The sequence below is a fragment of the Streptomyces sp. NPDC050534 genome (genome assembly GCF_044457745.1).
GTDB lineage: Bacteria > Actinomycetota > Actinomycetes > Streptomycetales > Streptomycetaceae > Streptomyces.
The window spans coordinates 499,946-525,018 of sequence record NZ_JBITHF010000007.1; the positions used below are offsets into that span (position 1 = coordinate 499,946).

General features: G+C 73.3%; 20 protein-coding genes. 12 read left to right on the top strand and 8 right to left on the bottom strand.

From position 1 onward, the window contains the following. Positions 1–6 precede the first annotated feature (6 nt). Positions 7–1,803, bottom strand: a complete 1,797-nt coding sequence (locus ACIBN2_RS25150; protein ID WP_399137384.1) for a hypothetical protein — start codon at positions 1,801–1,803, stop codon at positions 7–9. Between the two features lie 40 nt (positions 1,804–1,843). Then, complete coding sequence (locus ACIBN2_RS25155; protein ID WP_016434155.1) at positions 1,844–2,038, bottom strand: hypothetical protein; 195 nt, start codon at positions 2,036–2,038, stop codon at positions 1,844–1,846. A 260-nt stretch (positions 2,039–2,298) separates the two neighbouring features. Between ACIBN2_RS25155 and ACIBN2_RS25160 the strand changes: the two genes are divergently transcribed. From ACIBN2_RS25160 to ACIBN2_RS25180, 5 genes are all read left to right on the top strand, one after another. After that, complete coding sequence (locus ACIBN2_RS25160) at positions 2,299–2,691, top strand: ankyrin repeat domain-containing protein (RefSeq protein WP_399137387.1); 393 nt, start codon at positions 2,299–2,301, stop codon at positions 2,689–2,691. A gap of 301 nt (positions 2,692–2,992) precedes the next feature. Next, positions 2,993–4,411, top strand: coding sequence for a HEAT repeat domain-containing protein (locus tag ACIBN2_RS25165; RefSeq protein WP_399137389.1), 1,419 nt, complete (start codon positions 2,993–2,995; stop codon positions 4,409–4,411). Between the two features lie 186 nt (positions 4,412–4,597). Then, entirely contained in the window at positions 4,598–5,743 is a 1,146-nt protein-coding gene (locus ACIBN2_RS25170; protein WP_399137391.1) for a glycosyltransferase family 4 protein, read from the top strand. Continuing rightward, positions 5,740–6,897, top strand: coding sequence for a glycosyltransferase (locus ACIBN2_RS25175; protein ID WP_399137393.1), 1,158 nt, complete (start codon positions 5,740–5,742; stop codon positions 6,895–6,897). The genes ACIBN2_RS25170 and ACIBN2_RS25175 overlap by 4 nt, the downstream gene beginning before the upstream one ends. Next, positions 6,894–7,742 carry an SGNH/GDSL hydrolase family protein gene (locus ACIBN2_RS25180; RefSeq protein WP_399137395.1) on the top strand — a complete coding sequence of 283 codons (849 nt, stop codon included), beginning with the start codon at positions 6,894–6,896 and terminating at the stop codon, positions 7,740–7,742. The genes ACIBN2_RS25175 and ACIBN2_RS25180 overlap by 4 nt, the downstream gene beginning before the upstream one ends. Positions 7,743–7,813: 71 nt before the next feature. Here the strand turns inward: ACIBN2_RS25180 and ACIBN2_RS25185 are convergent, their stop codons facing one another. The 5 genes from ACIBN2_RS25185 to ACIBN2_RS25205 are packed head-to-tail and all read right to left on the bottom strand — an operon-like array spanning position 7,814 to position 12,193. After that, a complete protein-coding gene (locus ACIBN2_RS25185) occupies positions 7,814–8,692 on the bottom strand; it encodes a biotin-dependent carboxyltransferase family protein (RefSeq protein WP_399137397.1) in 879 nt (292 codons plus the stop codon). After that, positions 8,689–9,306 carry an allophanate hydrolase subunit 1 gene (locus tag ACIBN2_RS25190; protein ID WP_399137399.1) on the bottom strand — a complete coding sequence of 206 codons (618 nt, stop codon included), beginning with the start codon at positions 9,304–9,306 and terminating at the stop codon, positions 8,689–8,691. The genes ACIBN2_RS25185 and ACIBN2_RS25190 overlap by 4 nt, the downstream gene beginning before the upstream one ends. Next, the gene (locus ACIBN2_RS25195) at positions 9,303–10,061 is read right to left on the bottom strand and encodes a LamB/YcsF family protein (RefSeq protein WP_399137401.1); all 759 of its coding nucleotides are present in this window, start codon (positions 10,059–10,061) and stop codon (positions 9,303–9,305) included. The genes ACIBN2_RS25190 and ACIBN2_RS25195 overlap by 4 nt, the downstream gene beginning before the upstream one ends. An 18-nt stretch (positions 10,062–10,079) precedes the next feature. Further along, positions 10,080–10,901: a putative hydro-lyase gene (locus tag ACIBN2_RS25200; RefSeq protein ID WP_399137403.1), complete on the bottom strand. Its 822-nt coding sequence runs from the start codon at positions 10,899–10,901 to the stop codon at positions 10,080–10,082. Continuing rightward, on the bottom strand, positions 10,898–12,193 hold the full coding sequence (locus ACIBN2_RS25205; protein ID WP_399137405.1) for an MFS transporter: 1,296 nt from the start codon (positions 12,191–12,193) through the stop codon (positions 10,898–10,900). The genes ACIBN2_RS25200 and ACIBN2_RS25205 overlap by 4 nt, the downstream gene beginning before the upstream one ends. 169 nt (positions 12,194–12,362) lie before the next feature. On the opposite strand from ACIBN2_RS25205, the gene ACIBN2_RS25210 reads away from it, so the two are divergent. The 4 genes from ACIBN2_RS25210 (at position 12,363) to ACIBN2_RS25225 (ending at position 20,333) form a co-directional block, all read left to right on the top strand. Next, on the top strand, positions 12,363–13,067 hold the full coding sequence (locus ACIBN2_RS25210) for a GntR family transcriptional regulator (RefSeq protein ID WP_399137406.1): 705 nt from the start codon (positions 12,363–12,365) through the stop codon (positions 13,065–13,067). A gap of 139 nt (positions 13,068–13,206) precedes the next feature. Next, positions 13,207–14,733: a hypothetical protein gene (locus ACIBN2_RS25215; RefSeq protein WP_399137408.1), complete on the top strand. Its 1,527-nt coding sequence runs from the start codon at positions 13,207–13,209 to the stop codon at positions 14,731–14,733. Positions 14,734–14,785: 52 nt separating this feature from the next. Then, positions 14,786–15,673, top strand: coding sequence for a hypothetical protein (locus ACIBN2_RS25220; protein ID WP_399137410.1), 888 nt, complete (start codon positions 14,786–14,788; stop codon positions 15,671–15,673). Between the two features lie 37 nt (positions 15,674–15,710). Continuing rightward, complete coding sequence (locus tag ACIBN2_RS25225; RefSeq protein ID WP_399137412.1) at positions 15,711–20,333, top strand: hypothetical protein; 4,623 nt, start codon at positions 15,711–15,713, stop codon at positions 20,331–20,333. A 63-nt stretch (positions 20,334–20,396) separates the two neighbouring features. On the opposite strand, the gene ACIBN2_RS25230 is transcribed toward ACIBN2_RS25225, so the two are convergent. Next, complete coding sequence (locus ACIBN2_RS25230; RefSeq protein ID WP_399137414.1) at positions 20,397–20,939, bottom strand: hypothetical protein; 543 nt, start codon at positions 20,937–20,939, stop codon at positions 20,397–20,399. 368 nt (positions 20,940–21,307) lie between these two features. On the opposite strand from ACIBN2_RS25230, the gene ACIBN2_RS25235 reads away from it, so the two are divergent. The 3 genes from ACIBN2_RS25235 to ACIBN2_RS25245 are packed head-to-tail and all read left to right on the top strand — an operon-like array spanning position 21,308 to position 25,062. Continuing rightward, positions 21,308–24,223, top strand: coding sequence for a nitrate- and nitrite sensing domain-containing protein (locus tag ACIBN2_RS25235; protein WP_399137415.1), 2,916 nt, complete (start codon positions 21,308–21,310; stop codon positions 24,221–24,223). Then, complete coding sequence (locus ACIBN2_RS25240; protein WP_399137417.1) at positions 24,220–24,657, top strand: roadblock/LC7 domain-containing protein; 438 nt, start codon at positions 24,220–24,222, stop codon at positions 24,655–24,657. Before ACIBN2_RS25235 ends, ACIBN2_RS25240 begins: the two co-directional genes overlap by 4 nt. A 9-nt stretch (positions 24,658–24,666) precedes the next feature. Then, positions 24,667–25,062 (top strand): DUF742 domain-containing protein, encoded by a 396-nt coding sequence (locus ACIBN2_RS25245; RefSeq protein WP_399137419.1) that lies wholly within the window; start codon positions 24,667–24,669, stop codon positions 25,060–25,062. Positions 25,063–25,073 lie beyond the last annotated feature (11 nt).

Below are 25,073 nucleotides of genomic sequence, written 5' to 3' on the forward strand. Positions count from 1 at the left end.
GGAGCCCTATTGCGCCTCTGCCGGTACGGCTTTCGCGGACACCGGCTCCGTCTCGCACCGCTCCTCGTCGACGGGTTCCTTGGTCATGTCGGGGCGTGCCTGGTCCAGGGTGACGGGTGTTCTCTCCACGGTGACGGGTGCTTTGTTCATGGTGACGGGACGCGCCTCGACGGGACGCGCCTCGACGGGCTCGGCCTCGACGGGCTCGGCCTCGACAGGCTCGGCCTCGACAGGCTCGGCCTCGACAGGATCGAGGTCGACGCGCCCGGAATCGATCCGCTCCGCCTCGACCGGCGTCGTCCGTGGCGGCAGCAGTGCCAGCACGGCCTCGCGGTCCGTGTCGCTCGTCTCGTCGTCGTACGGGTCCGGCGTCGACGGGACCTGCAGCCGGTGCACGGAGCCCGCGCCGAGGCGGGCGTAACCGCGGCCGGGCGGTACGTCGACGGCCGGCGTCGTGGCCGGCAGGGCGCCGAGGGCACCCGCCAATTGCTCGGCCGTGGCGGGGCCGAGGACGACACGCGCGCGTGTGTGCTGCCGCACGGCGTCGCTCAGTGCGTCCGCGTTGTCGAACTGGTCGGCCACCACGACCGTCACGTTCGCCGCGCGGCCGTGCCGGAGCGGGACCTGGAGCAGGGACTGCGGGTCCTTGCAGCCGTCCGCGGCGGCGAGGTGGGCGAAGGCGCTCGGCCGGTCCAGGAGGATCCACAGGGGACGCTTGGTGTCCTCCGGCGGCGGGTGGCCCGCCTGGCGGGCGCGGTTGGCGGCGATGAGCCGGCGCTCCGTCTCGTTGGTGGCCCACTCCAGGGTCGCGAGCGCCCCGGCCAGACCGCATTCGACGGCCAGCACGCCCTTCCGGCCGGTCAGGCACGCGTACTCGCCGGTTCCGCCCTCGATGATCACCACGTCGCCGTGCTGCAGCGCCTGGAGGGCGATGCAGCGCAGCAGGGACGTGGTGCCGCTGCCCGGCTGGCCCATGACCAGCAGGTGCGGCTCGGTGGAGCGGACGCCGGTGCGCCAGACGACCGGCGGGACGTCGCGCTGTTCCTCTCCGTGGGTGAGGGGAAGGGTGCGCCGGACCTGGGTGGGGTCGGTGAAGCCGAGCACCGTCTCGCCGGGCGCCGTGACGAATCGCTGGGCGGCGATGTCGGTGGGCAGCGGAGCGAGGACCGTAACGGTGAGCCGGTTGCCTTCCTCGTCCCATGCGAAGTGGTATTCGCGGCCGCGGCCCGACTTTGCGTGCAGCAGCTGCTCGATGCGGGTGCGGGAGTCGATCTCGCCGTCGGTGAAGTAGGCCGGGTAGCGGATCACGAGGTGGGTGATGCGGCCGGACCCGTCGAACTCGTACGCGGGGAACGCCTTCTCCCACTCGCCGCCGTGGGCGTAGAGGGGGGAGGGGTCACCGGCGAGCGAGAAGTACGGGACCAGGGCCTCGTACAGCGACTTCAGGCGCTGGGACTGGGACTCGTCGGGCCCTTCGGGCTCCGCCGGCCTGCGCTGCCCCCTGCCCTGCCAGGCTGCCGCCGCCATCACGGTGATGACGGCGAGCAGCGGGCCGTACGGCACCAGTGCCACGACCAGGACCACCGAGGCCGCCAGGAACAGCAGCGGCCCGCGCCGGTCCTGGGGCGTGTCGGCCCACTTGCGCCGGCCGGCGGCTGCCAGCCGGCGCAGACCACGGGTGATCGAGATCAGCGGGTGGAGGACGTCGGTGGCGCTGTCGGCCGCGGTCCGGGCCAGCTCCCGGCCCCGGGCGATCTGCGCGCTGCCTGTGCTCAGGATGCGAGGGAGGGGGCGCCGGGCCACAGATGTCTCCTCTTGGTGCGTACGGGCGGGACGGGCGGCGTCAGAACTTGATGCCGCCGAGGAGGCTCGCGAGGCTCTCGCCGCCGGCCTTGATGCTGGGGGCGATGGCCGTACTCGCGAGATAGAAGCCGAACAAGGCCGAGACCAGGGCATGCGACGCCTTGAGCCCGTCCTTGCGGAAGAAGAGGAAGACGATGATGCCGAGAAGGACCACGCCGGAGATGGACAAGATCATTTCAGTTCTCCTGGTTCACGGGGACAGTCACCATGAGTACTTCCAGGATCACAGCATGTATCCATACTATAAAAGGTGCAATTGGGTGAATTTCGGTGTTTTTCCCTCGGATGGCGGTGCTGTCCTGCACGAGCCGAGGCGTTTTCGTGCATTCGGTCGGTTCTGTGCTGATCCTTACCGCTTGTGAAGCGGCTCATGTGCCGCCGGAGCCAGTACCCTGGCGATTCACCTGAACGGTTGTACGGAAGGCGGTCCTGCCGATGAGTGAAGCCCTCGACCCCGAGGTCGTGGAGCTGGCGACCAAGATCTTCGATCTGGCCAGGCAGGGACGGACCGAGGAGCTCGTGGCGTACGTGGACGCGGGCGTTCCGGTCAACCTCACCAACGACCGCGGGGACTCGCTCGTGATGCTCGCGGCGTACCACGGACACGCCGACGCGGTGCGGGCCCTGCTCGCCCGCGGCGCGGAGGGCGACCGGATCAACGACCGGGGCCAGACCCCGCTCGCCGGGGCCGTCTTCAAGGGTGAGTCGGAAGTGATCAAGGCCCTCCTGGAGGGTGGTGCCGATCCGGCCGCGGGTACCCCGTCGGCCCTCGACACGGCGCGTATGTTCGGCAAGGCGGAACTGCTCGACTTGTTCGGCGCACACTGATCCGCATGTTCTGACCAGCGAAAACACGGGGAACGGGGGAGGCGGTACAGGGCCGCCGAAATTTCGGTCGCGGCAGGCCGAAGTGCCGGGTCATCATGACGTCGTGCTTTACGGACGCGATGGCTGGGCAGGTGTTGCCGCACCGCGCGGACCGTGATGCGGTCCGCGAGGGCCACTGACGAGAGGCAGAGGAAGATGGTCTACAGCAAGCAAGAGACGGCGGGCGCCCCGACGTTGTGTCACGCGGCCAGGTAATGCGTGTTCCCCGGTTGCATCGACGCTTGATGTGAGGCTGTTTCCCATGTTCGATCCGGTCATAGCGCCCAGCGGTACCCTGCTCGGCCTCCTGCAGAGGGGGCGTGGCGACGGCACGCTGCACGCACTCACGGCACCGCGCGCCGAGGCGCTCGCGGCACTGAACCACTGTGTGCTGCGCGACCCGCGCCACGACTGGCAGGTGGAGAACCGCTCCCTCTACTACGCCCGTCTCTACCTCGACCTCAACGGCGAGCTGGACGAGATCGAGGCGCACCTCTTCGACGTCGAGGACGTCTTCGACACCGAGGAGTCCCGCACCGGCCTGGCTCTCGCCGTCCTCGGCCATCTCGCCTCCTACGGCAGGCGGGACGCGCTGGAGCTGCTGCGCAGGTACGCGGCGTCCGGCTCCAACTGGGCCTGGGCCCTGGACGAGCTGGCCCTCAGGGACGACGACGCGGGGCTGCGCGCCCTGGCCGCGCCCGTGCTGGCCCGTTTCGCCACCGACGCCGAGGGCGAGGCCGAACTGGCCGCCGTCGTGCGTGACTCCTTCGAGCCCCGGCCGTGGCGACTGTGGGCCGAGGATCCGCGCGAACCGATCGCCACGCGCGTGCGTGCCGCTCACGAGAGCGGCTGTTTCGACCGCTGGCAGCGGCAGATGCGACCTACCGGGCCCCGTCCGGGGTGGAGCGTGCATGCGGTGTTCGAGTGGGCCCAGCAGGGCATCGAGCGCGGCGCCGCGTTGCACGTCCCGGCCGCCCGCTGCCTCACGGCCGTGGCCGGACCCGAGGACCGGCCAGAGATCGTGCGGGCGGCCAAGGACGGCAGCGACGGAGCCCGCAGCACCGCGTTGCGCTACCTTGCCGACGGCAATGATCCGGACGCCCTCGACCTGATCGAGGCGGCCGTGGTGACCGGCTCGGCTTCCGTGGTGGAGGCCGCCGTGGACGCCTTCGAACGGATGCGCAGCGTCGCCGCCGTCGACCGGGCCCGCGGCTGGGCCCGCCGGCCGGACGCCCTGGGCGCCGCCGCCGGTCGCATGCTCTCCTGCCGGGGCGGTGTCGAGGACCGGGACCTGGTCCTCGCCGCACTGCGCGAAGCCGTACGGGGCGAGGGGCCGGACGCTCCGACCCTGTGGACCCTCGTCGACGGCACCGGACGGCTCGGCATCGTCTGCGCCGCCCCCGTCCTGCGCCACATCTACCGCGAGACGGCCTCGTCCCATCTACGCGGCCGGGCCGCCCGCGCCCTGGCCGCAACCGATCCCTCCTTCCCGGCCGGCTTCGCCGTCGAGTGCCTCTGGGACTGCGAGGAGACCACCCGGGAGATCGCCGCCCGGTACGCCGAGACCGGTGACGCCCGCGTCGTCGAGCAGCTGCGCAGGCTGGCCGCCGATCCGGCCGAGGAGGCCGAGGTGCAGACGGCCGTACGAAGCCGGATCGCACCCGACGAGCCCGTGGTGTGAGCCGGCCCCGCACAGATCGTCCCGGCAACGGCACGGCTGCCGGGTGAACAGCGGGTGACCCGCGGGTCAGGCGGTCATGGACACGGCCTGACCTGCTCGGGTGTGCGGAGGAACGCTCACGGGACGTTCCTCGTCCGGAAAGATCCACGTTGACGCGGCCACGTCCGGTGCGGCGAGAACACGGGTATGCGTGTCGTCATCGTGACCGAATCCTTTCCCCCCGACGTGAACGGCGTGGCCCACTGCGCGCTCCAGACCGCCCGGCACCTCGTAGATCGCGGTCACCTCCCGCTCGTCGTCGCTCCGGCCAGTACCGCTCTCGTCGGCCGGGCCGGTACCGGGCCCGACGCCCAGGCGCCGTGCCCCGTCGTCCGTGTCCCCTCCCTTCCGCTCCCGGGCTATCCCCAGGTCCGTGTCGCCCTGCCCAGCCGCCGCCTCGCCGCGGCCGTCGCCGAGCACCGGGCCGACGTCGTGCACCTGGCCAGCCCCTTCGTCCTCGGCGTCCGCGGTATGGCGGTCGCCGCCCGGCTCGGCGTCCCGGCCGTCGCCGTCTACCAGACGGACCTCGCCGGCTACGCCCGCACCTACATGGGCGCCGGCGAGGCCGCGGCCTGGCGGCGCATCCGCTCCGTCCACTCCGCCGCCGATCTCACCCTCGCGCCCTCCAGCGCCTCGATGCGTGACCTGGAGACCCACGACGTGCCCAGGGTCAAGCTGTGGCCCCGCGGCGTGGACACCGTCCGGTTCCGCCCCGACCTGCGCGACGAGGCCCTGCGCCGCGAACTCGCCCCGAACGGCGAGGTGATCGTCGGATACGTCGGCCGCCTCGCCCCCGAGAAGCACATCGAGCTCCTGGCCGGTGTCTGTGGCCTCGAAGGGGTGAAGGTCGTCATCGTGGGCGACGGCCCGAGCGGGCCGAGCCTCGGCGAGGCGCTGCCGGGCGCGGTCTTCCTCGGCCGCCGCACCGGCGACGAACTCGCCCGGATCTACGCCTCCCTGGACGTCTTCGCGCACACCGGGCCCTTCGAGACCTTCTGCCAGACCGTGCAGGAGGCCATGGCCAGCGGCGTCCCGGTGGTGGCTCCCGCCGTCGGGGGCCCCCTCGACCTGGTCGTCCACGGGCGCACCGGTCTGCTGGTGCCGCCGCGCGACGCCGACGCCGTACGGGACGCCGTGCAGTCCCTGGCAGCCGACCCGGCCCGGCGGGCCGTCTTCGGCGACACCGCGCGCGCCACCGTCGAGGGCCGCACCTGGGCGGCCGTCGGCGATCAGCTGATCGGGCACTACGCGGACGTCCTCGCCGCGCGGAAGAAGACGGCGGTGGCGGCATGAGCTCCCTCAGGATCGTGCGCCTGGCGAACTTCGTCGCCCCCGCGTCCGGCGGTCTGCGCACCGCGCTGCGCGAGCTCGGCAAGGGCTTCCGGGAGGCAGGGCACGAGCCCGTGCTGATCGTGCCCGGCGAGCGCGCCGACGACCGCGACACCGAGCAGGGGCGCGTCATCACCCTCCCCGGTCCGCTGCTGCCCGGCACCGGCGGGTACCGCGTGCTCACCGACAAGCGGCGCGTGGCCCGGCTCCTGGAGGAGCTGGCCCCCGACCGCCTGGAGGTCTCCGACCGCACGACCCTCAGGTGGACCGGCAAGTGGGCGCGGCGCGCCCGGGTCCCCGCCGTGATGGTCTCCCACGAGACCGCCGACGGGGTCCTGCGCACCTGGGGACTGCCCGAGGGGGCGGCCCGGCGTGCCGCCGACGCCCTCAACGTCCGCTCCGCGCACACCTACGCGCGCGTGGTGTGCACCACCGAGTTCGCCGAGCGCGAGTTCGTGCGGATCGGCGCCCGCAACGTCGTGCGCGCTCCCCTGGGCGTCGACCTGGTGGAGCGGCACCCCGCGCTGCGGGACCCGGGACTTCGCGCACGGTACGCGCGCGAGGACGAGTTCCTGATCGTCACCTGCACCCGGCTGTCCGTGGAGAAGCGGCCGGGCACGGCCCTGGACGCCCTGGAGTCGCTGCGGCGGCGGGGCAGGCGGGCGGTGCTGGTGGTGGCCGGGGACGGCCCGTTGCGCCCGCGGCTCGAACAGCGCGCGCGTGAGCGCGGGTTGCCGGTCACCTTCCTCGGGCACGTCTCCGACCGCGCCGCGCTGGGCGCCCTCCAGGCCACCGCCGACGTGTGCCTGGCGCCCGGCCCGGCCGAGACGTTCGGACTGGCCGCCCTGGAGGCGATGGCCTGCGGTACCCCCGTGGTGGTGAGCATGTCCTCCGCGCTGCCCGAGGTGATCGGGTCGGCCGGAGCCGTCGCGGCGGACCACGGGGACGCCTTCGCGGACGCCGTCGGCATCCTGCTCGGCCTTCCCGAGCGGGAGCGGCGGGAGGCCGCACGCGCGCGTGCGGAGTGCTTCGGGTGGACGACGGCCGTGGACGCGTTCCTCGCCGCGCACGACGCGACGGTGCCGGTGCGTCCCTTCGTGCCGGGGAGCGTGGCGTGAGAACGGTGCGTTTCGTCTCCCTCGGGGACTCGCTGACCGAGGGCGTGGGCGATCCCTTCGAGGGCGCGTGGCGCGGCTGGGCGGCGCTGCTCGCCGACGGGCTGGCCGAGGACTCCGTCGAGTTCACCAACCTCGCGGTGAGCGGTGCGCAGACCCGGGAGGTGCTGGAGGTCCAGACGCCGGCCGGTCTCGAACTGAAGCCGGACATCGCGTCGGTGGTGATCGGCGTCAACGACACCCTGCGCTGCACGTTCGACATCCGTGCCGTCGCCGAACGGCTCGACAAGGTCTACGCCGCCTTCACCCTGCAGGGCGCGACCCTGCTCACGGCCTGTCTGCCCGACCCCGGCTCGATGCTCGGCCTCCCGGGCTCGCTGGCCCGCCCGCTGGCCCGGCGGCAGCGGGCGGTCAACCGGGTGGTCCACGCGCTCTCCGACCGCTACGGGGCCGTCCATCTGCACGCGGCCGAGGCCGACTGGATCATGGACCGTGCGATGTGGAGCGCGGATCGGCTGCATCCGGGGGAGCGGGGGCACCGGCAGCTGGCGGTGCGCTTCCACTCGCTGCTGGCGGAGTCGGACCGGGCGACCGGTACGGCACCCTCGCCCGACCCGGAGTTCCCGGTGCCCACCACGTCGGCGAGCCTGCTGTGGCTGGCCACGGCGGGGACCGCGTGGGTCGCGCGGCGCTGCACGGACCTGCTGCCGCAGCTGCTGCGGCTCGCGGTGGACGAGATGGGGCATCGGGCGCGCGGCACGAGCGCGCGGCTGGACGTGCGGGCGGCTGCCGCGGTGTCCGCTGCGCTGGCTGCGGTGTCGGTCGTCGAGCAGCCTGACGCGGTCTAGTTCTCGCAGGAGGTGCGGATCGCTTCGTCGGCGCGGGTACGTTGTGGCCGGTCGCGCAGTTCCCCGCGCCCCTAAGGGAGTTGGCGGCCGCGTACCTCGACGAAGCGGACCGGTGTGCCCGGTGCCGCTTGGGCCGCTGCTGGGAGGTCCTGTGGGTGGACGACCGCGATCACCGGGTAGCCGCCGGTGGTCGGGTGGTCCGCCAGGAAGACCACCGGCCGGCCGTCGGGGGGGACCTGGACCGCGCCCAGGACCATGCCCTCGCTGGGGAGTTCGCCCGGGAGGGCGCGGTCGAGGGCGGGTCCCTCGGTGCGCAGGCCGATGCGGTTGCCGGCGGCGGAGGCGCGGTACGGGCGGGACGTGAACGTGCGCAGCGCCTCGGGGGTGAACCAGTCGTCCCGTGGGCCGAGTGTCACCCGCAGGACGAGTTCGGCCGGGGGCGCCGCCTGCGGGGCGACGTCCACGCGCGCGTGCAGGTTCTCCGGCGGTCCCAGGGGGATCACCGCGCCGTCCGTGAGAGGGGGCGGGCCCAGACCGGAGAGGAGGTCCGTGGAGCGGCTGCCGAGGACCGGTTCGACCGCGACGCCACCGGCGACGGCCAGGTAGCTCCGGACCCCGGAGACGGCCCCTCCGACGTCCAGGAGCGCACCGGCGGGCACATGCACCGGCGCTGTCCAGGCCGCAGGCCGCCCGTCGACCGTGACCGCGCACGGGGCGCCGCCGATCGCCACCGTGACCGTCGAACGCGGCCGTACGGCACAGCCGTTGAGGGTGGTCTCCAGGACGGCCGCCTCGGGCGGGTTGCCCACGAGCCGGTTCACGAGCGCGGCAGCGGGGGCGTCGAGCGCGCCGGAGCGGGGCACGCCCAGGTGCGCGTGCCCGGGGCGGCCCCGGTCCTGCACGGTGGTCAGCGCTCCGGCCCGTACGACGACGAGCGCCCGGTCCGTCATGAGCCGTCCACCGGGACGAAGCGCACGCGCGTGCCGGGCGACAGCAGCGCGGCCGGCACGCGCGCGTGGTCCCAGAGCACGGTGTCCGTGCGGCCGATCAGCTGCCAGCCACCCGGCGACGAGCGCGGGTACACGCCCGTGTACGGGCCTGCCAGGGCCACGGAACCGGCGGGGACGGCCGTGCGCGGAGTGACCCGGCGCGGGACGTCGTAGCGCTGCGGTAGGCCCGTGAGGTAGCCGAAGCCGGGTGCGAACCCGCAGAAGGCGACGGTGAATTCGGTGTCCGCGTGGATGCGGGCCGCCTCCTGTTCGCTCACGCCCCAGTGCGCGGCGACCTCGGTCAGGTCCGGGCCGTCGTAGCGCACCGGGATGGCGATCGCCTCACGCGCGCGTGGGGGAGTGGGTGGTATCTCGGAGGCGGTCAGTTCGGAGGCCAGACGGGCCGGGTCGGCGAGGCCGTCGAGCAGGACGGTGCGGGCCGCCGGAACGATCTCGCGCACGCTGAGCAGCCCTTCCGCGCGCCGGCGCAGCAGTTCCGCGTGCAGGGCCTGGGCCTCGTCCCCGTCGGACAGCTCGACGAGCAGGGCACCGTCGCCCACGGGCAGCGCCCTCATGCGAAGGCCTCCACCCGGACTCCCGACTCCTGCAGGCGCCGCCGGACCAGCCGGGCCAGCTCCACGGCGCCCGGCGTGTCCCCGTGCAGACACAGGGAACGCGCGCGTACGTCCACGGCCGGGCCGGAGTGGGAGGCGACGGTGCCGAAGCGGGCCAGGCCCACCGAGCGCTCCACGACCGCCTCCGGATCGGTGACCACGGCGCCGTCGTGACCGCGCGGCACGAGCGTGCCGTCAGCGGTGTACGCACGGTCCGCGAACGCCTCCGTGACGGCCGGGAGCCCCGCCTTGCCGGCGTGCTCCAGCAGCCGCGAGCCGGGCAGGCCGAGCACGGGCAGCGTGGTGTCGGCGAGCCGCACCCCCTCCACGACCGCGCCGGCCTGCTCCTCGTCGTGCACGACGCGGTTGTAGAGCGCGCCGTGCGGCTTGACGTACGACACGCGCGTGCCCGCCGCGCGCGCGAAGACCTCCAGTGCGCCGATCTGGTACGCCACTTCGGCCGCGAGTTCCGCGGACGGCACGTCCATCGCGCGCCGCCCGAACCCGGCCAGGTCCCGGTACGAGACCTGGGCGCCGATCCGCACGCCGCGCCCGGCCGCGAGCTCGCACACCCGCCGCATGGTGGCGGCGTCCCCGGCGTGGAAGCCGCAGGCCACGTTGGCGCTCGTGACGACGGACAGCAGCTGCTCGTCGTCGGTCAGCCGCCAGCGGCCGAAGCCCTCGCCGAGGTCGGCGTTGAGATCGATCGACGTCATGGATGCTTCGGTCTCCTCTCAGGCCACGCGGTACTGCTCGTCGCGGGCGTCGGTCAGGAACATCTGCCCCGGTGCGTGCGTGATGGCGAAGGGCGGCCGGGACGCCATCACCGCCGCCTGCGGGGTCACGCCGCAGGCCCAGAACACCGGGATGTCGTCCGGCTCGGCGTCCACCGGATCACCGAAGTCGGGCCGGCCGAGGTCGCCGATGCCGAGCGCCGAGGGAGGGCCGCAGTGCACGGGGCTGCCGTGCACCGCCGGGAGCAGGCTGCTCTCCCGCAGGGCGGCCGCGAGGTGCTCCGGCGGCACCGGCCGCATGGACACCACCAGCGGGCCGTGCAGCCGCCCCGCCGGGCGGCACTGACGGCTGGTCACGTACATCGGGACGTTGCGGCCCTGCTCGACGTGGCGGATCGGGACACCCGCCGCGGCCAGCGCCCACTCGAAGGTGAAGCTGCAGCCGATGAGGAACGACACCAGATCGTCGCGCCAGTACGCGCGCACGTCCGTCGGCTCGTCCGCCAGTTCGCCGTCCTGCCAGACCCGGTAGCGCGGCAGGTCGGTGCGCAGGTCCGCGCCGTCCGCGAGGACCGTGGTGACGTCCCCCGCGTCCGTGACGTCCAGCACCGGGCAGGGCTTGGGGTTGCGCTGACAGAACAGCAGCGTGTCGTAGGCCCAGTCGGCGGGCACCGAGATCAGGTTGACCTGGGTGTGGCCGGCCGCGACCCCTGCGGTGGGTCCGGCGAGCCCTTCCCGGAAGCGGCCCCGGGCGGATTTCGGGCTCCACGCGTGCGCGTGCTCGTCGACGACGGTCAAGGGGCGGTCTTCCGTACGATTCACGCCAGTTCCTTCCCGCGGGTCTCCGGCAGCCCCAGCAGGGCCAGCGCGGCCACGCCGTAGCCGATCGCGCCGAACACCAGCGCACCGCCCACGCCCCAGCTGTCGGCGAGGAAGCCGACCGTCGTGGGGAAGACGGCGCCCACGGCGCGCCCGGTGTTGTAGGTGAAGCCCTGTCCCGTGCCGCGCACGGCCGTCGGGTACAGCTCGCTCAGGTAGGAGCCGAAGCCGCTGAAGATGGCCGACATGCAGAACCCGAGCGGGAAACCGAGCACCAGGAGCAGGGAGTTGGCGCCCTGCGGGATGTTCGCGTACGCCAGGATGCACACGGCCGACAGGAGGGCGAACAGCCAGATGTTGCGTTTGCGGCCGAGCCGGTCGGTGAGATAACCGCCGGTCAGATAGCCGAGGAAGGCGCCGGAGATCAGGAACGTCAGGTAGCCGCCGGTGCCGACGACCGACAGGCCGCGATCGCTCTTCAGATACGTCGGCACCCAGGTGGCGAGCGTGTAGTACCCGCCCTGGACACCGGTGGACAGCAGCCCGGCGAAGATCGTGATGCGCAGCAGGCCGGGCTTGAAGATGGCCGTGAACGAGCCCTTCTGCGCGCTCTTCTCGCGTACGGCGGCCGCCTCGGGTGCGTCGTGCACACGGCGCCGCATCCAGATCACCAGCAGCGCCGGCAGCGCGCCGGTCCAGAACATGATGCGCCAGGCCAGGTCGTCGCCGGCGAAGGAGAAGACCACGGTGTAGACGACCACGGCCAGCGCCCAGCCCACGGCCCACGAGCTCTGGACCGCGCCGAGGGTACGGCCCCGGTGCCGGGCGCTCGCGTACTCGGCGACGAGGATCGCGCCGACGGCCCACTCGCCGCCGAAACCGAGGCCCTGGAGGGCCCGGAAGACCAGCAGGGTCTCGTAGTTGGGCGCGAAGCCGCAGGCCACGGTGAAGACCGCGTAGGTGATCACCGTGATCATCAGCGCCCGGACCCGGCCGAACCGGTCGGCCACCACCCCCGCGACGGCGCCGCCGACGGCGGACACCACCAGCGTGACGGTCGTGAGCAGTCCGGTCTGACCGCTGTCCAGGCCGAAGTACGCGGCCAGCGCGACCATGGTCAGGGGCAGCGTGAAGTAGTCGTACGAGTCCAGTGCATAGCCGCCGAACGCGCCGGCGAAGGCGCGGCGGCCGCGCGGTCCCAGAGCGCGCAGCCAGCCCAGCGCGCCGTCGTCGAGGGCGTGTTCGTCCGCGCCGGTCTGTGTGCTCAGGGCCTGCGATGAAGGGGTCGTGCTCATGTGCACCTCGCAGTGGGAGGACGGAGGGTGCTTGGGAGGTGAGCCGTGCCGTGCGTGAGCGGTCGGCGCCGCGGGGAGGCGGCGCCGTGGGAAGCAACGTAGAGGATCGTTCAACGATCCTTCAATACCCGTGTTGTTTCGTTCTTGTGTCTGCGATTGAATTCCGGGCATGGCAGAGCAGCTGCACGGACTGGCCGACGACCGCGCCCTCTTGGGGCGCACCAGCACCGCCGAGCGGGTCTCGGACATCCTCAGAGGCCGTATCGCCGAGGGGTTCTTCCCGCCCGGGACCCGGCTGTCGGAGGACAGCATCGGCGGCGCGCTCGGGGTCTCCCGCAACACGCTGCGCGAGGCGTTCCGGCTGCTCACCCACGAACGCCTGCTCGTCCACGAGCTGAACCGGGGTGTCTTCGTCCGGGTCCTGACCGTCGAGGACGTCGAGGACATCTACCGCACCCGCCGGCTCGTCGAGTGCGCCGTCGTCCGCGGACTGGGCGAGCCGCCGTACGACCTCGGGGCGCTCGCCGCGGTCGTCGAGGAGGGGCAGCGGGCGGCGCGCGAAGGTGACTGGAAAGCAGTGGGTACCGCCAACATCCACTTCCACCGGGAGCTGGTCGCCCTCGCGGGGAGCGCCCGCACCGACGAGCTGATGCGCAGCGTCTTCGCCGAACTCCGCCTCGCCTTCCACGTCGTGGACGATCCCAAGCGCCTCCACGAGCCCTACCTCGCCCGCAACCGCCAGATCCAGCAGTGCCTGCAGACGGGAGACCGTGCCGGCGCCGAGAAGTTGCTCGCGGTGTACCTGGACGACTCCCTGGAACGAGTGGTCGACGTCTACCGCCGAAGGGTGGGAGAAGGCGAAACCCTCGCTTGACAGACGCGGCTCCACGGCTGACGGCGAGGCTCCGCGGCGGCATCGGGCTCCGCCGCGCGGGCGCGACGGGCCACGGACGGGCCGCACGCGATTCACGCCGTTTGGGCCGTTGTCAGACCGAGGACCTAGTCTGTGCACCGTGACTTCGCCTGCACCGACGGACAGCGTTCCGCCCCAGCTCAGCGCGGGGCCGCGCCCCGCGCCGGGCCCGGCCGCCGACGAGGGACTGGCGCGGCGCCTGCGCGCGCTCGCCTGCACCGCACCGCTGCACGACCTCGACGCGCGCAAGACCAGCCTCGCGGGCGAGTACTCGGTCTACGGCATGGCCGAGGTGGCCCTCTCCGCCATCGACCTCGTCACCCTGAACATGGACTTCGACACGGGCGCCGACCACGACCAGATAGTCGCCCGCCTCATCCCGCGCATCGCCGCGCAGGCCCCGCGGCGGCCGGTCGCCGAGCACGAGCGCGTGGCCCGCTGGGTCCTGGAGAACCTGATCAACGTCGGCAGCGTGGACCGCGGCTTCCGTGCCGTCTACGGCACGTTCACGACCGACGGCAGTTACGTCCGGCGTGACTACGACTTCAAACTGATCGAGGAGGTGCCGGGCCCCGGCGGCACCGTCTACCTCCGCACGACCGACGAGGCGGTCAACGTCCTGGTCGGTGCCCTGGACACGGACGTCACCAGCGCCCAGATCGCCGCCGAGGTCAAGCTGGAGGTCCTGATCAACCGGGGCCGGCTCGCCGACGCCCAGCTCGCGGCCGAGCAGGCCAGGTACCGCACCGTGCAGTACTCGGAGACGCTGCGCCGCGCCCTGGAGGCGACCCGGCGCAACGTCCGCGCGGTGGACTGGCTGAACGCCGTGCCGGACATGATCGCCGAGGCGCTGGACCACGTGGCCGACCGGTACCGCCATGAGAACGCCATCCTCACCAACATCCGCAAGGCGCGCGACGAGACCGAGGACGCGGAGCACAAGCGGCGCGCGGCCGAGCTCGTGGACATCGTCAAGGACTGCATCCGCAGGCACACGCAACTGCAGTCCCGGCTGCTGGAGGCCGGACCGCTGTTCCGCGCGGAACAGGACCGGCAGGCCTTCGCCACCCCCATGACGTCCTCGGGGATCGATCTGTACGGCCATCTCGTCGCCCCGATCCTGCCGCTGCCGCTCGAGCAGTCCGTGCGCGTCACGGACGCGTTCTTCGCACGGGGGACCGGGCTGCGCACGCCGGTGTCCGTCCGGGTGACGGACCTCGTCGACATCCTGCTGACGCCGCCGGTCGAGCGGGAGCATCTGGGCGCCGAGATGCCGGAGCCGGACCTCATCGCCACACCGGACGACAGCCGCTTCAGCGAGGAGCAACTGGCCGCGGCGACCGAGCTGCTCGACCTCCCGGCGGACGCGCCGCGCAGACTGTCCGGCCTGCTGGCCGAGGCACGGCGCGTCGATCCCGATCTGCCCTACCTCGTGGCCCTGCTGGCCGTCCACGCGGCCAGCCCGCCCGTGGGTACGGCCTATCGGCAGGGCGAGGAGAAGCTGCTGTTCGCCGTGGACGACGGGACGGAGCTGGACGACCCCGAGTTCGGCGGCGCCGACCTGATCGTCGGGACGGCCCTGCTGGACGCCGCGGGAATGGCGGCCGACAGGACGGAGGCGGCGTGAACGGACCCGGGCACCGTACGGACCAGTGTGAGAGCAGCAAGGAGCGACAGCCGTGACCGAGCACGTCGAGTGGAGTGAGCCGGAGACCGGTGCAGCGCCGGCCACCTCGGCCGTCACGCCCGCCGACGCCGCCGACGCCGCGCGGCTCGTCGCGTTCGGCCTGCAGCCCAAGTTGCAGCCCGCGCGCGACCAGGAGTACGCCGAGCTGCTGCGCCGCTACCGCGAGGACCCGCCGTTCGGGCGGCTCGCGGACGCCGTGGCCACCGGGCTCGGGCTGGTGGTGCTGGAGGTGTCCCCGCGCGCGGGGATGGCCGTGACGGCCGCCGAGGACTCGGTGTTCGCCGTCCGGATGAGCGACTACGCGCGCCGTACGTCCGCCGACGGCGGCGACCGCTTCCTGCACGGCCTGGCCCATCTCGCCATCGCCGCCATGGCGTTCCCGCGCCCCGAGGACCTCGCCGACGACGGCTACATCGGGCGCGTGACGGTCAACGGCGTCGACGCCTTCGTACGGCAGGCCTGCCGCCGTCTGGAGGAGCGCGCCGCGGAGCACGGCGACAACACCGACCCGGCCACCGACGCGCCCGCCCTGGAGGCCGCGTGGCGGATCTGGATCAGACGCAGCGCGACAGGCGCCACCAAGGACGCGCGCAGACTCGCCGGTTCGACCACCGGCATCGTCGGCAAGGCCGCCGCGTTCCTGACCGACTCCGGCTTCCTGCAGCGCACCGGTGACGACAACGGCGGTACGTACCGGACGACGACGCGCTATCAGCTCCAGGTGCGGGACATGGCGGGCAGCGCCGCGATGTCCGAACTGCTGGAGCTGGGCGTGGTCCCCGTGACCGACGGCAGGCCGACGCTGGTGCCCGCCGAGGACACCGACGCGGTGGAACTGGCGGCCGACGCCGGGCTGCCGTTCCACTCGTCCCGCTCCTGAACCTCCCCTTCCTGCCGAAGACTTACGAGAGTCCGCCATGTACGAGCTGTCCCGGGTCCGCCTCTACTCCATCGGTCCCGCCGGTGCGCGCTACGCCGACACCGTGCTTGACCTGCGCGGCGTCGGAGAGCCCGTGCCCGCCCCCGCGCCCACCCAGGCGGAGTTCTTCGAGGAGGAGCCGGTCGGCCCGCCGCGCCGCCCCGCGCCCGCCGGCGTGCTCTTCCTGGAGAACGGCGGCGGCAAGTCCGTGCTGCTGAAGCTGATCTTCTCCGTGATGCTGCCGGGGCACCGCAACACACTCGGCGGCGCCAGCTCGGGCGTGCTGCGCAAGTTCCTGCTCGCCGACGACTGCGGGCACGTCGCACTGGAGTGGCAGCACACGCTGACCGGCGAATGCGTCGTCGTCGGCAAGGCCAGCGAGTGGCGCGGGCGGCAAGTCTCCAACGACCCGCGGAAGTTCGCGGAGGCCTGGTACTCCTTCCGGCCCGGGCCGGGGCTGTCCCTGGACAACCTGCCCGTCGCCGAGTCCACCGCCGTGCGGCCGGTCGTCGAGGGGCAGTCGGGAGCACAGGGCCGCCGCCGCACCATGAAGGGCTTCCGGGACGCCCTCACCGAGGCGGGCAAGGCGTACCCCCATCTGGAGGTGCACTGGGAGGAGATCCACGACCGGTGGATCGAGCACCTCGGCGACCTCGGCCTCGACCCCGAACTCTTCCGCTACCAGCGGGAGATGAACGCCGACGAGGGTGAGGCGGCCGGCCTCTTCGCGGTCAAGAAGGACTCCGACTTCACCGACCTGCTGCTGCGGGCCGTGACCGACACCCGGGACACCGACGGGCTCGCCGACCTGGTCAGCGGCTTCGGCAACAAGCTGGGCCGCCGGGCCGAGCTGATCGCCGAACGGGACTTCACCGCCGGGTCGGTGGACCTCCTCGGGCGGATCGTCGAGGCCGCCGGGACGCGCGCGCACGCGCGTGACGTCCACACCGGCTCCGAGCGCCGTACCCGCTCGCTGGCCCGCCGGCTGTCCGCGCGGGGCGTGCAGGAGCGGGTCCGGGCCGCCGACCTCGCCCAGCGCGTCACGGCGGCCGCGTACGCGGTCACCCACTGCGAGTCGGCCCGGGAGCGCAGCGCGCTGATCGCCGCCGAACTCGCCTACCGCAACGCCTCCCTGGCACTCGGCGCCGCCGAGAAGTCCGCCGCGGCACAGAAGCGCGAGCTGGCCGACGCCCGCACCCTGCACTCCGCCTGGCAGGCCGCCGAGGCCGTGCTGCGCCACCGCGCCGCCGCCGACCGGGCCGCGCGCGTGGCCGCCGCGATCCAGGAGGCCGAGCGGGACGCCGCCCCCGCGCTCGCCGCCCGCGCCAAGGCCGCCGTGGATCTCGTACGGGCTCTGCACGCGGCGGCGGGGAGCGCCGAGAGCCTCGCCAACGAGGAGGAGGAGCGGTCCGCCGCCCTGCAGGAGGTCGGCGAGGCCGCCTACCGTGACTCGACCGCCGCCGCCACGGAGGCGCAGCGGGCCCGCAGCGAGGTCGGGCATCTGCGGCAGCGCCTCGCCGAGGTCGAGCAGGAGACCGCCGAGGCGGTGCGCGCGGGGTGGCTCGACGACAGCGCGCCGGACGCCGACCCGGCCCGCGCCGCCCTCGCCGCCAGCGACGCCGAGAAGACGGCGGTCGCCGCCTGGGACACGGCACGGGAGGCGTCGCGCAAGGCCACGGAGCACGCGCGCGAGGCGGTCTCGGCGGAATCCCGCGCGGAGCTGACGGCGGCCCGTGCGGCGGACGCGGCCACGGCGGCCCGGCGGTCCTACGACGCCGAGCGGCGCACCGCCGAGTCCCTCGCCGCGGAGGAGCGGCTGGCGGAACTGCTGAACGTCACCGCCGACGACGCCCGCCCCGCGGTCCCGCGGCCCAGGGATGCGACGGACGGCGACCAGGCGGCCCTCAGCCCCGAGGAGCTCGACCGCTTCGCCGACGACCTGCGCGAACTGCTCGACGACTCCGTCTCCTCCGCCGAGCGGCAGCTCTTCGAGCTGCGCACCGCGGCGGCCGACGACTCCCGCATCCTCGGCGCGCTCGGCGACGGCGGACTGCTGCCGCCCGGCCCGGACGTGCTGGCCACCGTGGAGTTCCTCGGCGAGCACGGCATCCCGGCGCTGCCCGGCTGGCGCTACCTCGCCCAGGCTGTGGACCCGGCCGACCACGCGCGCGTGCTGGCCGCCCGGCCGGAACTCGTCGACGGCGTGATCATCACCGACCCCGACACGCACAGCCGCGCCCGCGATGTCCTCGGCGAGGCGGCGCTGCTCCCGCGGTCCGCCGTGGCCGTCGGCACGGCCGCCGCCCTGCTCGCGCCCACCCCGGCCACGGAATCGGGCGACGGCGGCGTCTTCCTCGTGCCGCCGAACCCGGCCATGCACGACGAGCACGCCGCCGACGAGGAGCGGCAGACGCTGCGCGCACGGGCGGCCGAGCGGGACGAGGAGATCAGGACGCTCGCCGCCCGCCTCGGCAAGGACCGGGAGCTGGCGGCCCGGCTGGCCTCCTGGCGCACCGGCTGCCCGGCCGGGCGGCTCGTGGAACTGGCGCAGGCCGCGCACGACGCGGGTGCCTTCGCCGAGGAGTCGGAAGCCGAGCTGGCCGAAGCGCGCGCGGTCCGGGCCGAGGCCGACGAGACCGCCGCCGAGGCCGCGCAGGTGCGCGACGAGCGGCAGGAGGCCGCGCAGAAGGCCCGGCGCTCGGCCGACGCCCTCGCCGGGCTCGCCTTCCGGCTGCGCGAGCGGGCGGGCTGGCAGGTCAAGGTGCGTGAACTGGCCGACGAGGGCGCCGAGTCGGAGGCCCGCGCCCAGGCATGCCTGGAGCGCGCCCGCGCCGCGGACGAGGACCGCCGCGGCGCCCAGCGAGCCGCCGACGACGCCCGCCGCACGGCACGCGCCCTGCGCGCCGAGCGCGCGGAGATCGCGGGCGCCCCCGACGACGTACCGGAGGGCGACGCGTCCTCCCCGAAGTCGTCGCTGCCCGCCCTGCGCGAGGCGTACCGCGCGGCTTCCCAGCTCTACGAGAAGGTCGGCGTCGGCGCCGACCTGCGGGCCGAGCAGGCGCGCGCGGAGAGCGACGAGAGCGCGGCCCGCGCCGAGCTGGACCGGCTCAGCAACAAGGTCCGCACCCGCGCGGAACAGCTGCTCCAGTCGCCGGACGGATCCGACGGGCCGTCCCGGCAGGCCGCCGCCGCGCGGGCCGAGGAGCTGGTGCAGCTCCTGGAGACGCGGATGTCGACAGCGAGCGAGCAGCTCGGACGGCTGCGCGGCGAGGCCGAACGGCACGCACCCGAGGAGGGCGAGGCGCACACCGAGCTCCCCGAGGAGCAGCAGCCGCGCGACGCCGAGCACGCACAGGCGCTGCTGCGCACGGCGACGGCCGAACTCGCCACCCGTACCCAGGCGTTGAACGAGGCCCGGGAGGCGCACGCCGAGCTCCTCGACGCTCACCGGGCGGCCGAGGACGCGGCCGGCGGCTTCGACGAGATCGCCGCGATGCTTCGCGACCTGCTGCGCGAACACTTCGCCGACGAGGACCAGGAGGAGCCGGAGCCGTACCCCGGCAGCCTGGAGGAGGCTCGGCACGCCGCTGCCGAGGCCCGTCGCTCCCTGCGCGGCTGCGCCGCCGACCTCTCGGCCGCCGAGGCCGCAGTGCGGGAGGCCGGCGACGTCCTGGTGCGGCACGCCAACTCCACGCGCTACGAGCAGGTCCGTACCCCGGCGCGCCAGCAGATCCGCGAGCTGCCCGCCTCCGCGCTGCCCGAGCACGCCCAGAAGTGGGCCGACGCGTTCGCGCCCCGACTGCGCGTCCTGAGCGACGAGTTGGCCCAGCTGGAGCGGAACAGGGACTCCATCGTGGACCGGCTGCGCGGGCTCGTGGAGTCGGCACTGGCGACGCTGCGGTCCGCCCAGCGGCTCTCCCGGCTGCCCGAGGGGCTGGGCGAGTGGTCCGGGCAGGAGTTCCTGCGCATCCGGTTCGAGGAGCCCGATCAGGCCACGCTCACCGAGCGGCTCGGCGAGGTCATCGACGAGGCCACCAGGGCGGCCGTGAGGAAGAACTCCGACCTGCGGCGCGACGGCATGTCGCTGCTGCTGCGGGGCGTGGGCGCGGCCCTGCAGCCCAAGGGCGTCGCCGTCGAGATCCTCAAGCCGGACGCCGTGCTGCGCGCCGAGCGCGTGCCCGTCGGGCAGATGGGCGACGTGTTCTCCGGCGGCCAGCTGCTCACCGCGGCGATCGCGCTGTACTGCACCATGGCCGCGCTCCGCTCCAACGACCGGGGCCGCGACAAGCACCGGCACGCCGGCACGCTGTTCCTCGACAACCCCATCGGACGCGCCAACGCCACCTATCTGCTGGAGCTGCAGCGGGCCGTGTCCGACGCGCTCGGTGTCCAGCTGCTGTACACCACCGGCCTGTTCGACACCACCGCGCTCGCGGAGTTCCCGCTGGTCATCCGGCTGCGCAATGACGCGGACCTGCGGGCCGGACTGAAGTACATCAGCGTCGAGGAGCACCTCCGGCCGGGCCTGCCGCAGCAGACCCCGACCGGGGACGGCGAAGCGGTGCACAGCGAGATCACGGCGACCCGGATGTTCAAGAGGCCGGCCTCCAGCACGCCGTGAGCAACGCGGCCCGGCACCGCCCGCGAGCGGCACGGCTCAGAACCGCCTCCTGGGCGGCAAGGCTCAGGGGTGCGACAGCTGGCCGGCCCCGCCGCGCCTGCGTATGCGCTCCTGGGCCCGCTCGGTGGCCCTCGCCTGCCGCCGGGCCCGGCGGCGCTCGCGGCGCAGCGCCCGCGCCGTGCTGCTCGGATCCGACACCACGCCGTAACGCTGGTTCCACACCTGGCGGGTCACCCAGACGTCGAGCGCGCCCCAGGTGGCCACCACGGTGCTGACTATGCTGCTGATGACCATCGGGAAGGCCAGCCAGGATCCGGCCATGGTGCAGAAGAAGGCCACCATCGCCTGGAGCAGCGTCACGGCGATGATGATCACCGCGCGCACCGCCGAAGTCCGCACCGGATCGGGCATGCGGCGCCGGTGCGCCGGCTCCTCGACCCACAAGGCCCGGCGCTCGTCCGCCGGAATGCCGCGATCCTGTGCCTCAGGATCCCGCCGCACCGCCGACCGCGCTGCCGAACCGCCCCCGGGCGCCACGCGCCGCTCCGCCGTGCTGCCCATCAACGTGTCACTCCCCACCGCCGCAGACTGCTCGTCCGTACCCATTGGCACGTCCTCCCCAGTGGCTGCCCGGCTTGCGTTGTTTTACGCAACCCAAGCGCCGGATGCTGCTCATGCGGCCGATTCCGCGCATCTCCCGTAGAGAGGACGAACGAGGCGTCCTGAAGATTCCCAACGAGCGTAAATTTCAGGCCAATCCGCCGGTCGGGCCGGTCGGGCGAGTTTCGGCAGCCGTGGAGGATCGGGGAGGCAATCTCCCCCAATGACCGGACAACTCCGCATGTCTCGCCGCCCGCGCGGAAGTTCAGCTTCCGGACGGCTCTTCGAGTTGGCCATGTGTCGGTAGTAGGCTCGCGCCGTTTGTTGACGTACATGTGTACCCCCGGTCGTAGGGGGTCGAGCTGGGGGAGGCCATGCGCTTTCGCGGGAAGTCGATCCGCCGGAAGATCGTGGCGCTGCTTCTCGTGCCGCTGGTGTCCCTCACCGCGATCTGGGGCTTCGCCACGGTACTGACGGGACGTGAGGCACAGGACCTGTTCAATGTGTCGGACGTGGTGGAGAAGGTCGGGTATCCGATCGAGGACACCGTCCGCGTCCTGCAGCAGGAACGCCGCCAGACCCTCGTCTATCTCGCCGATCCGCGGGCCTCCGACGGACTCGCCGACCTCAGGCGCAGCCGGACCGCCACGGACGAGGCCGTCGCCAAGATCCGTACGAACGCCAAGAACCCCGACGTGCGCGACGCGCTGAGGGAGGGCACCGACGAGCACCTGACCACCGTGCTGGAGGCGTTCGACGGCATCGACGCCCTGCGCCGCAGCGTCGAGGACGGCACCGTCGACCGCGCCCAGGCCCTCGACCTCTACAACCGCCTGGTCGACCCCTGCTACGTCCTGCTCGGCAATCTCCACGTCGTCGACAACGTCGAGATGGACAAGCAGTACCGCGCACTCGTCAACCTCGCCCGCGCCCGCGAACTGCTCTCCCGCGAGGACGCCCTGCTCGGCTCCTCGCTGATCGTCGGCCGGTTCACCCGCGCGGAGAGCCGTGACGTCAGCGACCTCGTGGCCCAGCGCAGCCTGATGTACGACGTCAACCTGCCGCTGCTGCCCTCGTCGGAGCGCGACCGCTACGAGGAGTTCTGGAAGAACGCCGCCACCGCACCGCTGCGCGTGGCCGAGCAGTCCGCCACCTCCGCCACCAACGGCAGGGCCGGCGAGGTCACCGCGCAGGGCTGGGACACCGCCGCCGGGAACGTGCTCGACAAGCTCGGCACCCTCAACGACCAGGCGAGCGACCGCTATCAGGACCGGGTCCGCCCCGTCGCGATGGGCGTCATCGCCAAGGCGGCCGTCGCCGGCGTGCTCGGCCTGGTCGCGGTGCTGGTCTCGCTCTTCCTGTCCGTGCGCGTCGGCCGCACCCTCATCCGTGACCTGCGGCAGCTGCGGCTGGAGGCCCACGAGGCGTCCGGCCTCCGGCTGCCCAGCGTCATGCGCCGCCTGTCCGCGGGCGAACAGGTCGATGTGGAGACCGAGGCCCCGCGCCTGGAGTACGACAAGAACGAGATCGGCGAGGTCGGCCAGGCCCTCAACACCCTTCAGCGCGCGGCCGTCGAGGCCGCCGTCAAGCAGGCCGAACTGCGCGCCGGGGTGTCCGAGGTGTTCGTCAACCTCGCACGGCGCAGCCAGGTTCTCCTGCACAAGCAGCTCACGCTGCTCGACACCATGGAACGCCGGACCGAGGACACCGACGAACTCGCCGACCTGTTCCGCCTCGACCATCTGACCACCCGTATGCGGCGGCATGCCGAGGGCCTCGTGATCCTCTCCGGCGCCGCCCCGTCCCGGCAGTGGCGCAAGCCCGTCCAGCTCATGGACGTCGTCAGGGCCGCCGTCGCCGAGGTCGAGGACTACGAGCGCATCGAGGTCCGTCGCCTGCCGCGGATCGCCGTCACCGGTCCCGCCGTCGCCGACCTGACCCATCTCGTGGCCGAACTGCTGGAGAACGCCACCGTGTTCTCCCCGCCGCACACGGCCGTCCAGGTCCTGGGCGAGCGGGTCGCCAACGGCTTCACCCTGGAGATCCACGACCGCGGCCTCGGTATGGCCGCCGACGCTCTCCTGGACGCCAATCTCCGGCTCGCCGAGACTCCGGAGTTCGAGCTGTCCGACACCGACCGGCTCGGCCTGTTCGTGGTCAGCCGGCTCGCCCAGCGGCAGAACGTGCGCGTCTCCCTCCAGCCCTCGCCGTACGGCGGCACCACCGCGGTCGTCTTCGTCCCCGACGCGCTGCTGACGGACGACGTCCCGGACACCAACGGCATCGGCTTCCGCCTCGACCGCCCCCACCCCTCGAAGGAGGCCGAGCTCGAGGAGAGCCGCCGCACCTCGCTCTCCAAGACGCCCGTGCAGCTTCCCGGCCTGCCCGCCGCACTGCTGGACGGCCCCGTCGAACTTGAGGCTCCGGTCGATCTCGACGCCGTCGAGGACTTCTCGGGCGCTATCGGCGACGAGGACAGCGAGCGCGGCGGGATCTTCCGCCCCCGCCGCTCCATCGCTCTCGCGGACGACGAGGCGGCCGGCCACGGCGACGGTGCGCTCCACGGCCACCCCGACACCCGTGAACCGGCCCGCTTCGACGCCGGCGACGGCCTGGGCGAGGCGGTTCCGCTGACCCGCCGCCGCCCGCCCAAGCTGATCAGCTCGCACGGACGCCCGGTCACCGAGCAGCGCTCGCGGCGCGAGAACGCCGGTGAGGAGCCGCCTGCGGGCCCGAGCCGCACCGAGCCGGAGGCCGCCGCGCCGCTGCCGCAGCGCCGGCGGGGCGACGCACCGACGGCGGGCACGAGCCGGTCGGAGCAGGACGCGCCACCACTGCCGACCCGCCGGCGCGGAGCCTCACCGCTGCGCCCCGGCACGGGCGGACCCGACCGGTCCGCCGAGCCCGGATCCCGGGCACCGGAGCGGCGGGGAGGCAGCGAGGGCCCGCAGCCTCCCGCTCTCCCCGGACGCAGCCGGCCCGCCGCGATCGCACCGCGCGGCGAGGACCCCGCCGCGCGGCGCCCCGGCACCGCGCAGGACACCGGCCCCGGCAACGGCCCGTTGCCGCGGCGCGTACGGCAGGCCAACCTGGCTCCGCAGCTGAAGCAGAGCACCCAGCGGCCGGCACAGGACAGCGCGCAGCCGGTCGAGCGGGACGCCGACGAGGTACGCAGCCGGATGGCCTCGCTCCAGCGGGGCTGGCAGCGTGGCCGCAACGAGAATGCCGCGGGTGACGACGCCCACAGCGGCACAGCACCACAAGGAACGACAGAGGGGGACGGTCGATGACCGCACCGAAGGCGACCGGCCACACCGAGACCAGCAGGTCGGGGGAGCTCAACTGGCTTCTGGACGACCTGGTGGACCGCGTCGCGAGCATCCGCAAGGCGGTCGTGCTCTCCAGCGACGGCCTGGCGACCGGCGTGTCCAAGGACCTGACCCGGGAGGACAGTGAGCACCTCGCCGCCGTGGCGTCCGGTTTCCACAGCCTCGCCAAGGGTGTGGGCCGCCACTTCGAGGCGGGCAACGTCCGGCAGACGGTCGTCGAGCTGGACGAGGCCTTCCTCTTCGTCACGGCCGCCGGCGACGGCAGCTGCCTGGCCGTCCTCTCGGACGCGGACTCGGACGTCGGCCAGGTGGCGTACGAGATGACGCTCCTGGTCAAGCGGGTCGGCGTGCATCTTGGCGCGGCTCCGCGCACCGATCTGCCCGCAGGCGGGTAGTGGAATGTCATGAGCGCTGACGGTCAGGGAAGAAGCCACTGGTTCGACGACGAGGCCGGACCGGTGGTCCGTCCGTACGCCATGACGCGCGGCCGGACCACCAGCGCGGGCCAGCACCGTCTCGACCTGATCGCGGTGGTCGTCACCGAGCCCCAGGCGGACGACCCGGACGCCGACTCGACGCTGTCCCCGGAGCACTCGGACATCGTCGGTCTGTGCCGTGACACCCCTCAGTCGGTCGCCGAACTCGCCGCCGAACTCGATCTGCCCGTCGGAGTGGTGCGGGTCCTCGTCGGAGACCTCGTCGCCCGGGAATTCGTCCATGTCACGCGGCCCGTACCCCCGGCCGAACTGCCGGACGAGAGTATTCTGCGCGACGTGATCAACGGCCTCCGGGCACTGTGAGCGGTGCGGAA

Bases quoted from the DNA above. Each gene is read 5' to 3' on its own strand.
- ACIBN2_RS25185 (WP_399137397.1), bottom strand. From the start codon at position 8,692: ATGACGGACCGGGCGCTCGTCGTCGTACGGGCCGGAGCGCTGACCACC.
- ACIBN2_RS25230 (WP_399137414.1), bottom strand. From the start codon at position 20,939: ATGGGTACGGACGAGCAGTCTGCGGCGGTGGGGAGTGACACGTTGATG.
- ACIBN2_RS25205 (WP_399137405.1), bottom strand. From the start codon at position 12,193: ATGAGCACGACCCCTTCATCGCAGGCCCTGAGCACACAGACCGGCGCG.
- ACIBN2_RS25160 (WP_399137387.1), top strand. From the start codon at position 2,299: ATGAGTGAAGCCCTCGACCCCGAGGTCGTGGAGCTGGCGACCAAGATC.
- ACIBN2_RS25235 (WP_399137415.1), top strand. From the start codon at position 21,308: ATGCGCTTTCGCGGGAAGTCGATCCGCCGGAAGATCGTGGCGCTGCTT.
- ACIBN2_RS25170 (WP_399137391.1), top strand. From the start codon at position 4,598: ATGCGTGTCGTCATCGTGACCGAATCCTTTCCCCCCGACGTGAACGGC.
- ACIBN2_RS25225 (WP_399137412.1), top strand. From the start codon at position 15,711: ATGTACGAGCTGTCCCGGGTCCGCCTCTACTCCATCGGTCCCGCCGGT.
- ACIBN2_RS25155 (WP_016434155.1), bottom strand. From the start codon at position 2,038: ATGATCTTGTCCATCTCCGGCGTGGTCCTTCTCGGCATCATCGTCTTC.
- ACIBN2_RS25245 (WP_399137419.1), top strand. From the start codon at position 24,667: ATGAGCGCTGACGGTCAGGGAAGAAGCCACTGGTTCGACGACGAGGCC.
- ACIBN2_RS25190 (WP_399137399.1), bottom strand. From the start codon at position 9,306: ATGAGGGCGCTGCCCGTGGGCGACGGTGCCCTGCTCGTCGAGCTGTCC.
- ACIBN2_RS25195 (WP_399137401.1), bottom strand. From the start codon at position 10,061: ATGACGTCGATCGATCTCAACGCCGACCTCGGCGAGGGCTTCGGCCGC.
- ACIBN2_RS25210 (WP_399137406.1), top strand. From the start codon at position 12,363: ATGGCAGAGCAGCTGCACGGACTGGCCGACGACCGCGCCCTCTTGGGG.
- ACIBN2_RS25175 (WP_399137393.1), top strand. From the start codon at position 5,740: ATGAGCTCCCTCAGGATCGTGCGCCTGGCGAACTTCGTCGCCCCCGCG.
- ACIBN2_RS25240 (WP_399137417.1), top strand. From the start codon at position 24,220: ATGACCGCACCGAAGGCGACCGGCCACACCGAGACCAGCAGGTCGGGG.
- ACIBN2_RS25165 (WP_399137389.1), top strand. From the start codon at position 2,993: ATGTTCGATCCGGTCATAGCGCCCAGCGGTACCCTGCTCGGCCTCCTG.